This window comes from Streptomyces sp. NPDC058240, from assembly GCF_042882135.1.
GTDB lineage: Bacteria > Actinomycetota > Actinomycetes > Streptomycetales > Streptomycetaceae > Streptomyces.
This window is the reverse complement of record NZ_JBHVWT010000088.1, coordinates 1-12,495: the sequence shown is the minus strand read 5'-3', so window position 1 is coordinate 12,495 and position 12,495 is coordinate 1. Positions and strand designations below refer to the sequence as shown.

Sequence of the window (12,495 nt, the reverse complement as noted above, 5' to 3'; positions counted from 1 at the left end):
CGTCAACGGACTCACCCTCCCGTTCCACAACGGCGGAACCGAAGGCGTCAACACCAAGACGAAACTGATCAAGAGACAGATGTACGGCCGCGCCGGCTTCCGCCTCCTCCGCCACCGCATCCTGCTCAACTGATCCACACCGAGGCACGATCAACGGCTACGGAAATCTTGTCAGAGCCGATCGTTTGACAGACCCCCGTCTGCCTCGCTCAGCTACTCAGGTGCGCCAGCAGGGCTGGGTGGTCGGCGAGAGCGTTCTGGAGCAGCTGTCGGGCGAAGGGCGCGTACTGGCCGCTGTCGGCAGCTGTCCAGTCGATCGGGCCGAAGGGCGGCTCGGGGTCGTACTCGATGAACAGCTGGACCATGCGCGCGACCTCGTTGCCGGCGAGGCGGGCGACAAGGTGCAGTGCCATGTCGATGCCGGCCGAGACGCCGGCGGCGGTGATGAAGTGCCCGTCCTCGACCCAGCGCCGGGTGACCGGCGTTACCCCGAAGCGGGCGAGCAAGTCGCGGTACATCCAGTGCGTGGTGGCCTGGCGGCCCTCCAGGAGCCCTGCCGCCGCGAGCAGTAGCGAGCCGGTGCACACCGAGCCGACGACCTGGGACCGCGCCGCGGTCTCGCGTAGGTTCCCCAGCAGATTCTCGTCGGCCATCGCGGCAAGGGTGGGGACGAGGCCGCCGGGCACGATCATTGCATGCGGATCCGCTATTTCCTCGAAGGTGTGACTGGGTACCAGGGACAGCGGGGTGTCGCTTCCCATCGGCTCGATCCGCTCGCCGATCACGACGGTGCGGTAGCCGGGAACCAGATCAGCCAGCGCTGCGAAGACCTGCAGCGGGCCGACGATGTCCAGCGGTGTGAGGCCCGGGTACAGCACGAAGGCGATGGTTTTCACCGGGGCCGACGGCGCGGGCGAGGTTTCGGTCATGACAGGACTCCTGAATGTCGGTGGGTGGCCGGTGGCCGGTGGTCGGCTGCCGCCCTGACCACCCTCACCCACCGCCGCAACCAGAGACAGGAGCCTCTGGACTCTATGTCCGAAATCCTGGGATGCCTGTCCTGCAGACGAATTCGGTAGGGTCGTAGGCATGACGAAAGCTGTCCGCCACCGCGTGGTGGTCGTGGCCTACGACGATGTGGAACTCGTTGAGGTCGCCTGCGTGACCAGCGCCTTCGACGGGGCGAACCGCCTCGGTGCGAGTCCGCCCTACGACGTCCGCCTGGTCGCCCCGGAGGGCCGCCCGGTGCGCTGCTCCTCAGGACTGGTCCTGGGCGCGCAGGCGGCGCTGGAGCGTACCCGCGGCCCGGTCGACACGCTGCTGGTCGTCGGCGGGCCGGGCCACGCCGCGGCGGCGCAGAACCCCTGGCTGGTGGAGCACGTGCGCCGCCTGGCCGGAATCGGCCGTCGGGTCGCATCGGTGTGCACGGGCGCCAGTGTTCTGGCGGCGACCGGGCTGCTCGACGGCCGGCGCGCCACGACCCACTGGGCGTACGCGCACGACCTCGCGCAGCGTCACCCGGCCGTCCAAGTCGACCCCGCGCCGCTGTACCTCCGCGACGAGCACGTCTGCACGTCGGCCGGGGTCACCGGGGCACTCGACCTCACCCTCGCATTCGTCGAGGAGGACCACGGCCCAGCCCTCGCCCGGACACTGGCCCGGATGATGGTGACCTACCTCCAGCGGCCCGGCAACCAGGCCCAGATCAGCATGTTCGTCGACGCACCGGCTCCGGAGCACCGGACCGTGCAACGGACCGTCGAGCACATCACCGGGCACCTCGACGGCGACCTCAGCGCCACCGCGCTCGCCGCGTACGCGGGAGTCAGCGGACGTCATCTGGCCCGGCTGTTCCTCGACAACCTCGGACAGACACCGGCCCAGTTCGTACGGACCGCCCGAGCCGAGGCGGCCTCACAACTCCTCGTCTCCACAGCACTGCCACTGGCTTCGATCGCGAGGCGCTGCGGATTCAGCTCCGCCGAGACAATGAGGCAGGTGTTCCTGGACCACTACGGAACCACACCCAGCCAGCACCGCACCGTCCACAGCGCTCCCCGGGGTGCACCCCCCGCGGAGCGACCGTGACTGAACCGCTCCGCCATCTGGGACGAGATCACCGGCGCCACCGCCCTGCCCACCACAGCGTGAGCCAAGCCCCCGCCCGACCCCCACACAGGCGTTGTCACGTTGTCGGGGGTATAGGCGTCTGGCAGTGCGTCAGGGCGTGGTCGAGGCGGCTCTCGGCTGTCGGTCAGGCCGTGGCGGGCAGGCCGGCGGCGCCGGTGATCTGGTCCCAGATCGTGAAGCGGACGGTCATCTCGAGGCGGTGGTCGGGTGCGGTGCGGTGGTAACGGCCGGGTCGGAAGTGGGGCGAGATGCCGCTGAAGGCGGCCAGGAATCTTTGGGCGCCACCGACGCTACGGAAGCCCTTCATCGCGCGCTCGCGCTGCCTGGTGGGCTGGTGCGAGTTCTCCGCCCGGTTGTTCAGTCCTTTGTGGGAGCGGTGCTCGACCGACGGCATCACCTCGCGGTGGGCGGCGCTGTAGGAGCGGAGTTTGTCGGTGACGACCACCCGCGGCACCGTGCCGGTCTCTTTGAGGAGTCTGCGGAAGAAACGCCTGGCCGCGGCCTTGTCGCGGCGGTTCTGGATCAGGATGTCGAGCACGTTGCCGTCGACGTCGACGGCCCGCCACAGGTACTTCACCTCGCCGTTGACCTTGATGAAGACCTCGTCCAGGTGCCATTTATCGCCGGGCCGAGGACGGCGGCGCCGCAGGCCGTTCGCGTAGGCCTGGCCGAACTTCAGGCACCACTGGCGCACCGTCTCGTAGGACACCATGACGCCGCGCTCGAGCATCAGCTCCTCGACCTCGCGGAAGCTGAGCGGGAACCGGAAGTACAGCCAGACGCAGTGGGAGATGATCTCCACCGGGTACCGGTGCCCCCTATACGACGGCAACGCACTCTCCACAGCAGCAAGACCCTCCCGAGCATGATCAACCAGAAGATCATCCCCTGCGGTCAGCCAACGTGACAGCGCCCGTTCACGGGCTCTGCAACGGCTCGCCGCCGAACGGGCCGGGCTGACCATCATCACCCCGGCGGCCGCGCCCGAGCCTCTGGACCGTACGGCGTGAACGGGACCGGTGGCCCTGCTGCGGTGGGCACGGAGCGAACGTGACGAACTCGCATCCCCGCCGTTTACCGGTAGTCACGATGGCGACTTCGACACAGGGGCGGCGAGACTATGGGGAAGAAGGCGCAGCCGAAGCGGGCGGCCAAGCACGTGAAGCAGGCAAAGGCACGCAAAGCGGCGGCGTCACGCAACGCCGCCGCTCTCTCCGCGTGGATCGCTGACGTAGAGCAGGAGGCTTTGACCGGCAGTTTCACGACCACGGCCACGCCGTGGGGCGACTTCACCCATATCTATGAGACGGTCGGCGACGCCATCGCGGCGGCGGAAAAGGCCGGTGGAACCCTGTCGTTTTTCTCCTTCGACGAAGTCGGCGAGTACGAGCGGACCCTGCGCCAGGCGACGGACGTCTGGCGGTATGAGGTGACGCTGTACCCGGCGGGCGAACTGCGGGACCTGGTAAAGGCCAGCTGGCTGAACGCGGAGGACCGGGACCAGGCCGTCGGGCAACTGCGCCGGGCGTTGGCCGAGTACGTGCCGTCCGATCTGCGTCGCCCGGACATCGAGGTCGTGCAGCGCTCCTCGACCACGGACGTGCCGCGCATCGGCTGGACGCAGAGCCTGCCCTTGTCCGGGTTGAAGACATGGGAGGACGTGTGGCTGCTGGAGAAGGACTTGCACCTGTACGATCTCGCCCCGATCGTCGACAGCACCAGCAGCTGCGCGCCCCCGACGACGGCTTTCGCGCTGTTCCGTGAGCACGGCCTGACCGTTCGGAACTGCGCGGGCTGTGGCGCCGCCGTCACGGACCAGCACCCGCACTGGCCGGGCCTGTGGGTCAGTACGGAGCACGAGTTCGGGCCGGTCTGCAACTACTCACTGCTGGGCGGGAAGGAGTCACTGCAGCGGGTCCCGCATGTCGTCCACGCCGACCAGGCGCATCCTGCTGGGCGGCTGACGGGCACGGAGCAGAAGGCCAAGTGCCGCCACTGCGACGCGCACGTCACCAGCCAGCACCCCGACTGGCCAGGCGTCTGGGTGGAAGTCGCCAAGTACAACACGCCCATCTGCGCTGTGCTCGGCTCCGGGGCTGGCGCAGAGCAGGAGTACGACCTGATCGACGGTGTCTACCCGCACGTCCCGGTCGACGCGACCAGTACCGCCGACGCGGCCATCACCGCCGCCAGGAAGACCGGCTACTTCTTCCAGCCCCGCCCTCTCACCTCCGCCGCTGAACGGAAAGCACCGCGCATGACGACCCTCGAAGAGCAGTTCGCTCGCGGCCGAGGCAACGGCAGGTCCAGCAGCTTGTGTTGGGCGTACGGGTAAGGGGCCTTGTCGCCGAACCACAGGGCGCCGGCGGCGGCGGCACCGGCGGCGAGCGCCCAGCGGACGGCGGGCTTGGCCAGGACGGTGTGGGACATGGATCTTTCCTTGGGAGGGGATGGTGGCGTGCGGGAAGGAGGCGGGGTCGGGAGCGAGGGTCAGGCTGTCTGGCGGGCAATCCCTCGTACCGCCAGCACGACGCACACCACCGCCAGTGGCAGTTCCGCGCCGAGCGCCATCGCTATCGCCGAGACCTGATCCGCGCCCGGTGCCGCGGTCATCGTGTCGAACCAGGCGTCGACCACCAGCAGCGTCGCGGTGGCGGTGGCCGTCAGGGCGTGCAGGTGGTGGCCGCGCATGGCCAGCAGCCCCGTGGCGATCAGTCCCAGCGCCTCCAAGGCGTCCAGGCCGATCCAGGCGGTGCACCAGTTCGAGGCGATGGCGGTCTCCGGCAGCCTGTTGGCCAGCACGACCAGCCACGGCAGCAGGGCCAGCCCGCAGCCGACCAGGACGTGTTCCAGGCGGTACCGGCGGCGGATGCGCGGACCGGTCGAGCCGCGGGCCTCGTCCTGAAGTCGGCAGACGCTCAGCGTGCTCATCGGATCGTTCTCCTCGCGTTCCTGGCGTTCCTTCACGGCCTCAAGCCTCGTCCGCCCGGCGCTCATGGTCAGTAACGCGAATGTCCGTTGTGGGGGTGGCACTAGCTACACCCCGAGGCGGATGCTCTTGCCATGGCCCGCCCCCGGCCCGGACACCTACCGTTTCCCCATGCACGCAACCGCCCGCCTGCGGCGCCTACTTCTGTTCCCGTTCCAGGGAGCCGGACGACCGGTCTCGTTCCTCGTCACGGGCGTCCTCGTCCAGCTCGGCGTCCTCTTCGTCGTGTCCCTGCTGTGGCTGCTCTTCGTCCCGGTCCTCGACCCGGCGGGCCAACTGCCCGTCGCGGTGTTCGTCGCGTTCACGGCCATCGTGCTCGCCGGGCCGCTGCTGACCGAGGTGCAGCGCGGCCGCTTCCGCACCCGGCTCGACGTGGCCATCCCCTCGCCTTACGCGGGACAGCGGCCCCGGCTGCCGGAGTGGCTGCGATCCCGGGCGGGGCACCGGCAGCTCAGGTACCACCTGCTGGACGGGCCGCTGCTCGCTCTCGCGGGGTCCTTCACCCTCCTGGCATGGGTCGTGGCCGTCACCGCCACCTCGATCTACCTGTGGATCTGGCTGGTGCCGCTGGACTGGCGCGTCGACCATCCCGGCTACTACACCTGGGCGGCGTACGTCACCGCGGCGGGGCTCGCCCTGCTCCACATCGCGCGGTTGTCGAACGACGCCCTCTCCCGGCTCGACACCCGCACCGCCACCGTCCTGCTCGGGCCCAGCCGCGAGGAGCAGTTGGCCCGCCGGGTCGAGGACCTGACCGAGAGCCGGACCGGCCTGGTGGACGCGGTCGACGCCGAACGGCGGCGGATCGAACGGGACCTGCATGACGGCGCTCAGCAGCGGCTGGTCTCCCTGGCGGTCAACCTCGGCCTGGCCAAGGCCACGCTCCAGGACCTGCCCGAGGACGCCCGCCAGGTGATCGATGAGGCGCACCGGGAGGCGAAGGACGCGATAGAGGAGCTGAGCGGCCTGGTGCGCGGACTGCACCCGGCCGTTCTGGAGGACCGCGGCCTGGACGCCGCGCTGTCCGGCATCGCCGCCCGAGCACCCATCCCGGTACGGGTGAAGGTGGACGTGCCGTCACGTCCGTCTCCCACGATCGAGGCGGTCGCCTACTTCGTCGTCTCCGAAGCGCTGACGAACGTGGTGAAACACGCCGAGGCCTCCAGGGCCGAGGTCACCGTGGAGCGCTTCGGGAAGACGCTGCTGGTCGTCATCAGCGACGACGGCGTGGGCGGCGCGGAACCCACCGGTGGTACCGGGCTGGCAGGGCTGGCCAAGCGGGTCGCCTCGGTCGATGGCACGCTGTCGGTCGACAGCCCCGTCGGGGGGCCGACCGTCATCACCGTGGAGCTGCCGTGCGTGCCGTGATCGCCGAGGATTCCGTACTGCTCAGGGTCGGGGTGGTCAAGGTCCTCGAGATGGCCGGGTTCGAGGTCGTCGCCGAAGTGGGCGACGGCGAGGCGCTGTTGGCCGCGGTGGAGGAGCACCGGCCGGACATCGCCGTGGTCGACGTCCGTATGCCCCCCGGTTTTACGGACGAGGGCGTGCGTGCCGCGCTGGTCATCAGGCAGCAGTGGCCACAGACCGCGGTGTTGCTGCTCTCGCAGTATGTGGAGGAGCGGTACGCGGCCGATCTGCTGTCCGCCAACACCTCCAGCATCGGCTATCTGCTCAAGCAACGCGTCGCGGACGTGGAGGAGTTCGTGGGCGCGCTGCGCCGGGTCGCGGCCGGCGGGACGGCGCTGGACCCGCAGGTCGTCTCGCAGCTTCTGGTGCGCCGCCACAGCGGCCCGCTGGACCGGCTCACCCCGCGGGAACGCGAGGTCCTGGAGCTGATGGCGGGCGGCCGGTCCAACGCCGGGATAGCGGGGCAACTCGTGGTCAGCGAGAGCGCGGTGGCCAAGCACATCAACAACATTTTCGCCAAGCTCGACCTGCCGAAGGCGGACGCCGACCACCGCCGGGTGCTCGCCGTACTGAGCTTCCTCGGCGTGGCCTGATCCCGGCGTACCCCGGGCCTGAAGCCGGGGGTACCTGAGCGAGGTGTTCGGGCGCCTGACTTCGTTCACTTCCAGCGGAAGACGGGAGCGGTGCCCTGAGCCGGTAACCAGGCCGGGCCCGGGTCGTTGAACCGGGCGTCCACGTGCACAGCGAAGCCCTGGGGCGTCATAGCCTTGCCCCGGGGCTTCGTGCGGTGCGGACGGTTCAGGAAGGCCTCGGCTCGGGTTCGGAGGGCCTGAACGTCTTCCAGACCCAGTCCCCGTCTTCGAGCTGGGCCACCAGGATGCGGTCCTCTTCGTCCGGGTCGTCGGTCGCGTTGCGCGCGTCCCGCCGTGCCCGGCCAGCCTGAGCTGCTGCGACCGAGGCCGCTGCGCTGCGCCAGCCCCAGCCGTGGCCGCGGTGTTTGGGCAGGACGCCGGGAGTGCTGCGGCAGCAAGACGTCCCCAGCGGAGTCGGTCATGCTGTGCGTATCTGCCGCGCCCGCTGTCCGCCGCCAGCCCTTCGACGGCACTCAGGGCGCCTCGACCACTCCCAGACTGTCCGGCATAGCGCCAAGGCCCGCCGCGATTTCGAGAACCGCCTCAACGCCCATCGAACGCTTGGCACTGTCACGTTGGCTGGCCGGGTGGGATGATCTTCGGGTTGATCATGGTGGAGGGGGTTGTCCGTGGGCAGTACGCCGCCGCCGTATAAGGGGCACCGGTACCCAGTCGAGATCATCGCGCACTGCGTGTGGCTGTACTTCCGCTTCCCGCTCAGCCTCCGCGAGGTCGAGGAGCTGATGCTGCAGCGCGGCGTGATCGTCTCCCACGAGACCGTCCGCCGCTGGTGCCTGAAGTTCGGGCAGTCCTACGCCAACGGCCTGCGCCGCCGACGGCCCCGGCCCGGCGACAAGTGGCACCTGGACGAGGTCTTCATCAAGATCAACGGAGAGCAGAAGTACCAGTGGCGGGCCGTTGACCAGGACGGCAACGTGCTCGACATCCTCGTACAGAACCGGCGGGACACCGCTGCGGCCAGGCGGTTCTTCCGTCGGCTCCTCAAGGGAATCGGGGCCGTGCCGAGGGTGGTCGTCACGGACAAGCTCCGTTCCTACGGCGCGGCCCACCGCGAGGTCATACCCTCCGTCGAGCACCGTGCCCACAAGGGCCTCAACAACCGGGCTGAGAACAGCCACCAGCCCACCCGACAACGCGAACGCGCCATGAAAGGCTTCCGCTCCGTCGGCGGAGCCCAGCAGTTCCTGTCCGCGTTCAGCGGCATCTCACCCCACTTCAGGCCCCGCCGCCACCTGATGACCGCCAGCGAATACCGCACCGAGATGACCATCCGCTTCGCCAGCTGGGATCAGGTCACCGGCGTCACCGGCCTGCCTACCGCGGCCTGAGCACGGAGCCGGAGCCCGGCCCCACCACACCCGACACACCATCAGGCACTCACACCCTCAACAACGTGACAGCGCCTCACGCTCGGCTATTCCCTCGGCTGATCGCCGATGGCAGTAGGCGTGCAGGAGATGAGTCCGTGGCCGATTATCCCTACCGCGTTCCCGTAGAATCACAGCTTGCTTTCGCAGAGCACAGGGCCAGGACCTGGGGAATTACGTGACGCCGGGCCCGGGGAATTACGTGATCGTTCACACTCGTGAATCGTCGACGGAGAGCGGCCTGCGAATGTGGCGACGCGGCGCTGGCTCCAGCCGTGCTTGTGGCCGTACCGGATCCGGGCGTGGGCCTGGGTGTCCGTCAGCAGCTCGGGGGCACGGCCGGGCGCGCAGTCGGCCGGGAGGCCGGCCAGGTCCCAGTCCTTCACGGGGCCGGCCTTTTCGGCGGGCGGCTCCTGGTCGACGACGTCAACGCGGGCGCTCACCCGGCCTGCGGTGGCATGGGCTGCGGCGACGGACGCCGTGGCGTCCTTGCGGGCCGGGGCACGGTCGGCGGGGCGTGCAAATGCTGCGCTGTCCGTCGTCCGGGGCGCCGAGGGCGCCACGGGGGCGCTGACGGGCCTGTCGGCCGCTGTCGCGGGGGCGTCGGCCGTGGGCGCGGCAACGGGGCTGCTGTCGATCATGTCGATCACGGACGCGCCCCGCGTGGTCGTGGCGATGTTCCTCGGCGGCGGCCAGCCCTTCGTGCAGCTGCTCGGCTGGGTGACCTGGATCGCGGCGGGCGCGCTGCTCACGACGATGGTGAGCAAGTCGCACGACCTGCCGTGGCCGAGGGCACTGGGCGCGGCATCCATCCAGCTGCTCGCGATCCTCGCGATCATCAAGCTGGGCACGTTCTAGTACGACGTACGAGCACGAGCACGAGGAAGGGCCCCGGCGGACTCAGTCCGCCGGGGCCTACACGCGGATGTCTCGGGACGACGAGGGCGACACACTCGGCGTGACCACGTTCAAGCGCAACGTCGTGCGCGAAGACTTCGAGCTCCCTACCTGATAGTGCAAGACGCCTAAAGTTGCATTTTTTCGTATTTCCATCGGTTCCTGCCTACGCTTTGCCACCCCCCTTTCCGCTTGTTTATCTAATCGTAACCAACGTCTTCTTGCGCCTATGGATGACCTCCGAAAAGATATGTATGCGCTTTCACCGGAGCAGGCCGGCGCCTCCTTGCGTGAGCGGAGAATTCGCCAGGGAGTATCACGACGTCAACAGGAAGGGGTTCAGGCCGGTTTTTATGGCGCGCACTTGAAATTCAGCCCAACTGGCGCAGTTGGTGACCTTTGAATGGACCATCAACGATAGCGGTGCATTTCCCGTCAGATGGATTAAGAGTGGACGAGGAAAAGGATATGCAGAGTTCCATTGAACTTCTGCATGCATACGTGAATGACCATCACGTTAATCACCGCATCCGTCCGGCAAAGAAGGCCAGCAGCGATGGCCTCCGGCAGAACTAGTTAACGTTTCCCTACTCGAAATGCAGGAGAAATTGATGCTCAAGCGAACCATGGTGACCCTCGCGACAGCCGTCCTCGGGTTGTCCGCTCTGGCTGCCGCCCCCGCTCAAGCAGCCCCCGTGGCCCAGGCCGATCCGCCCACCGGCTGCGTCACCTGGATCGAGTGGCTCCATCAGGGCCCCAACATCCTCTGGTACGGAGGGGGCAAGGTGCAGTGCGACACCGGCACCTACCGGGCCAAGGCGGTCTGCCTCGACGTGAAGTCGGGCGTGGGGGGCGTCGTGTACAGCTACAACACCGTCGAGGCGCCCCAGGTGGCTTCGGTCGCCTGCCCCCCCGGCAGCACCGCGAAGAGCGTCCAGGTCGTACCTGCGTAGCGGCATCCCGGACCTGCCGCTGCCGAAGGGCGGAGCGTCCACGCGAGCCGGCCCTCTGCCTGTGGTATTCGCAAGCTGTGCCGCCAATCACGCGGCGGCGGCCGCGAGTTGGGTTCCGAAACCCAGCCGAGCACCCTCTGGGACCGAGAGAGGGGGCCGGGGAATGAAATCAGAGACGGAACGAAGGCTTGGGCGCGGTGGTCGGGCAATTCGAGACCGACAGTGTGCGGCACCGCAAGACCGCTCTGGCCGCAGAGGGTGTCAGGCCGGCCGCACCCGGTCGGGCCGGCGCGTCCCGCCGGGCCCGTTCGTCCTCGTCCTTGATGAGCCCGGCCGTGCGGGCGGCCGTCTTGATGATGGTCCGCACGGTCCGGGCTGATCAGCGTGCTCTCCTTCGGGCCGAGTGAGATCGACGGCACCGAGCTGGCGTGCCCAGCCCTTGAGCGGAAACCCGTGGGCGCTCTCCACCACAACCAGCGACGACGCCCGGGCCAGGTTCATCGCGAAGTCGAGGCTCTTCGCGTCCGGCACGTACGCGAAAACCGGCCCGGTCCCGCGCCCGACGCGTTCACCCGAGGCACGCGGTGTGGTGATGGTGTGTGTTCTGCCGCGAAGCGCCGCAGGGCCGGGATCTGCTGTTCCACCATGCCGGCGGTGAAGTTCCCCCTTGATCTTGGACAGCGGTTGTTTACGCTGCGGGGGTGAATTCGTGCTGCAGCCTGGCTCGGGTTTCGAGTGGGGTGAGGTACCCGAACTCGGGGTGCTTGCGGAGCCTGGTGCGGTTGTACTCGACCTCGATGAAGCGGAAGACATCGGCGCGGGCCGCCTCACGGCTCTCCCAGACGGCGGTGCCGATCTCCGCCCTCAGTAGACCGAAGAAGCTCTCGGCTGCGGCGTTATCGTAGCATATGCCGGTTCGTCCCATGCTCTGTCTCAGGTTCAACTCCCGTAGCTCGCGGCGGAATTCGCCACTCGTGTATTCGCTTCCGCGGTCGGTGTGCATGATGCAGCCGTCCTGAAGGTCGCCGCGGCCGGCGGCCATCCGCAGCGCGTCGGTGACCAGCTCGGCACGGTGGTGTTCGGCCATCGCGTACCCGATCACCTCGCGCGTCGCCAGGTCCATGACGGTCGCGAGATACCACCAGCCCTCGATCGTCGGCAGATAGGTGATGTCGCCGACGAGCTTCGTGCCGGACCGGGTAGCGGTGAAGTCGCGGCCAACCAGGTCCGGAGCCGGTGCGGCCTTGGTGTCCTGCTGCGTCAGGTGGCGGCGTCTGCGGCGGGTGACGCCGCGGATGTCGCGCTCGCGCATGATCCGCTCGACCTTCTTCCGGTTGATCGCATGGCCCTTGCGCCGCAGCGCGGCGTGCACGCGCGGGGCGCCGTAGGCACCCCGTGAGGAGGCGTGGATCTCGCGGATCTCCTCGGCCAACTCGTCCTCGGCACACTGCCGTTCGGCCGCTGCCGGCCGGGCCGCCAGCCAGGAGTAGTAGGTGGAGCGGTTGATCCCCGTGACGCGGCACAGCAAAGCCACGCTGTAGCCGTCGAGGTTGGCCTCGGCGGCCTTCTCCGCGTCGACGAAGCGGCACAGAGTGCTTACTTCACCGTTTCCTTCGCGAAGTCGGGTGGCCCGGGGGGATTTCGCCCCCGGGCTCCCACAGATCCGTACGTGACCGTCTCCGGTCATACGGCTCTTGTCGTCCTGGTCACCAGACCCGGGCGGGCTCGGTCACCCCAAACCCAGTGCGCGAGAAGCCGGGGATGTCGATCAACCCCGGACCACCACGCACGGAAGGTCGCCGACCAGCTTCGCCGCAGCCTCCGGTACTTCCCGCGCAGCCACCGGACCACGTAGGCGTTGATCCGTTTCAGGAGGGGATAGAGGGCCGACCTGTTGTAGGCCCCGTAGTACTGCATCCATCCCCGCACGACGGGTCTGTCAAACGAGCGGTGTAACTCAGGTTGTTGGAGTTACTGGCGTGCTGCGGAGAGCCGGCCGTCGATGGTGATGTCGAAGGCGTTGAGTGCGGTCTTCCAGCGCATGGTCCAGCGGGCTTGGCCCTTGCCGGTGGGGTCGAGCGACATGATGGCCATGTAGA

At 68.5% G+C, this 12,495-nt stretch carries 12 protein-coding genes and 1 pseudogene; 8 read left to right on the top strand and 5 right to left on the bottom strand.

Annotated features, from left to right (window positions below; genetic code table 11):
* A partial coding sequence (locus ACFVX4_RS40455) for a transposase (RefSeq protein WP_389988022.1) occupies window positions 1–133 on the top strand: 133 nt, incomplete at its 5' end.
* Window positions 134–209: 76 nt separating this feature from the next.
* Here ACFVX4_RS40455 and ACFVX4_RS40450 read toward each other — a convergent pair.
* Window positions 210–929, bottom strand: coding sequence for a DJ-1/PfpI family protein (locus ACFVX4_RS40450; RefSeq protein ID WP_266410414.1), 720 nt, complete (start codon window positions 927–929; stop codon window positions 210–212).
* 160 nt (window positions 930–1,089) lie between these two features.
* On the opposite strand from ACFVX4_RS40450, the gene ACFVX4_RS40445 reads away from it, so the two are divergent.
* Window positions 1,090–2,088: a DJ-1/PfpI family protein gene (locus ACFVX4_RS40445; RefSeq protein WP_365478970.1), complete on the top strand. Its 999-nt coding sequence runs from the start codon at window positions 1,090–1,092 to the stop codon at window positions 2,086–2,088.
* Between the two features lie 166 nt (window positions 2,089–2,254).
* Here ACFVX4_RS40445 and ACFVX4_RS40440 read toward each other — a convergent pair whose 3' ends face one another.
* Window positions 2,255–2,974 carry an IS6 family transposase gene (locus ACFVX4_RS40440; RefSeq protein WP_389988019.1) on the bottom strand — a complete coding sequence of 240 codons (720 nt, stop codon included), beginning with the start codon at window positions 2,972–2,974 and terminating at the stop codon, window positions 2,255–2,257.
* A gap of 402 nt (window positions 2,975–3,376) precedes the next feature.
* Here ACFVX4_RS40440 and ACFVX4_RS40435 point away from each other — a divergent pair, with 402 nt between their 5' ends.
* Window positions 3,377–4,465, top strand: a complete 1,089-nt coding sequence (locus ACFVX4_RS40435) for a hypothetical protein (RefSeq protein ID WP_389988015.1) — start codon at window positions 3,377–3,379, stop codon at window positions 4,463–4,465.
* Between the two features lie 155 nt (window positions 4,466–4,620).
* On the opposite strand, the gene ACFVX4_RS40430 is transcribed toward ACFVX4_RS40435, so the two are convergent.
* Window positions 4,621–5,097 carry a hypothetical protein gene (locus tag ACFVX4_RS40430; RefSeq protein WP_389988012.1) on the bottom strand — a complete coding sequence of 159 codons (477 nt, stop codon included), beginning with the start codon at window positions 5,095–5,097 and terminating at the stop codon, window positions 4,621–4,623.
* Between the two features lie 133 nt (window positions 5,098–5,230).
* Here ACFVX4_RS40430 and ACFVX4_RS40425 point away from each other — a divergent pair, with 133 nt between their 5' ends.
* From ACFVX4_RS40425 to ACFVX4_RS40405, 5 genes and pseudogenes are all read left to right on the top strand, one after another.
* Window positions 5,231–6,487 (top strand): histidine kinase, encoded by a 1,257-nt coding sequence (locus ACFVX4_RS40425; RefSeq protein ID WP_389988009.1) that lies wholly within the window; start codon window positions 5,231–5,233, stop codon window positions 6,485–6,487.
* On the top strand, window positions 6,475–7,119 hold the full coding sequence (locus ACFVX4_RS40420; RefSeq protein WP_266414222.1) for a response regulator transcription factor: 645 nt from the start codon (window positions 6,475–6,477) through the stop codon (window positions 7,117–7,119). Before ACFVX4_RS40425 ends, ACFVX4_RS40420 begins: the two co-directional genes overlap by 13 nt.
* Window positions 7,120–7,787: 668 nt before the next feature.
* The gene (locus tag ACFVX4_RS40415; RefSeq protein ID WP_389988006.1) at window positions 7,788–8,507 is read left to right on the top strand and encodes an IS6 family transposase; all 720 of its coding nucleotides are present in this window, start codon (window positions 7,788–7,790) and stop codon (window positions 8,505–8,507) included.
* Between the two features lie 663 nt (window positions 8,508–9,170).
* Window positions 9,171–9,404, top strand: a pseudogene (locus tag ACFVX4_RS40410) (YIP1 family protein); the annotation flags it as partial.
* A 650-nt stretch (window positions 9,405–10,054) separates the two neighbouring features.
* Entirely contained in the window at window positions 10,055–10,396 is a 342-nt protein-coding gene (locus ACFVX4_RS40405; RefSeq protein ID WP_389988003.1) for a hypothetical protein, read from the top strand.
* Between the two features lie 688 nt (window positions 10,397–11,084).
* Here the strand turns inward: ACFVX4_RS40405 and ACFVX4_RS40400 are convergent.
* Both ACFVX4_RS40400 and ACFVX4_RS40395 read right to left on the bottom strand, forming a co-directional pair.
* Window positions 11,085–12,083, bottom strand: coding sequence for an IS3 family transposase (locus ACFVX4_RS40400; protein WP_389988000.1), 999 nt, complete (start codon window positions 12,081–12,083; stop codon window positions 11,085–11,087).
* Entirely contained in the window at window positions 12,080–12,313 is a 234-nt protein-coding gene (locus tag ACFVX4_RS40395; protein ID WP_389987997.1) for a hypothetical protein, read from the bottom strand. Before ACFVX4_RS40395 ends, ACFVX4_RS40400 begins: the two co-directional genes overlap by 4 nt.
* Between the last annotated feature and the right edge of the window lie 182 nt (window positions 12,314–12,495).

What these genes read in the sequence shown, in the direction of transcription:
- ACFVX4_RS40450 (WP_266410414.1), bottom strand. Translation starts at nt 929, where the DNA reads ATGACCGAAACCTCGCCCGCGCCGTCGGCCCCGGTGAAAACCATCGCC.
- ACFVX4_RS40445 (WP_365478970.1), top strand. Translation starts at nt 1,090, where the DNA reads ATGACGAAAGCTGTCCGCCACCGCGTGGTGGTCGTGGCCTACGACGAT.
- ACFVX4_RS40425 (WP_389988009.1), top strand. Translation starts at nt 5,231, where the DNA reads ATGCACGCAACCGCCCGCCTGCGGCGCCTACTTCTGTTCCCGTTCCAG.
- ACFVX4_RS40405 (WP_389988003.1), top strand. Translation starts at nt 10,055, where the DNA reads ATGCTCAAGCGAACCATGGTGACCCTCGCGACAGCCGTCCTCGGGTTG.
- ACFVX4_RS40400 (WP_389988000.1), bottom strand. Translation starts at nt 12,083, where the DNA reads ATGACCGGAGACGGTCACGTACGGATCTGTGGGAGCCCGGGGGCGAAA.
- ACFVX4_RS40395 (WP_389987997.1), bottom strand. Translation starts at nt 12,313, where the DNA reads ATGCAGTACTACGGGGCCTACAACAGGTCGGCCCTCTATCCCCTCCTG.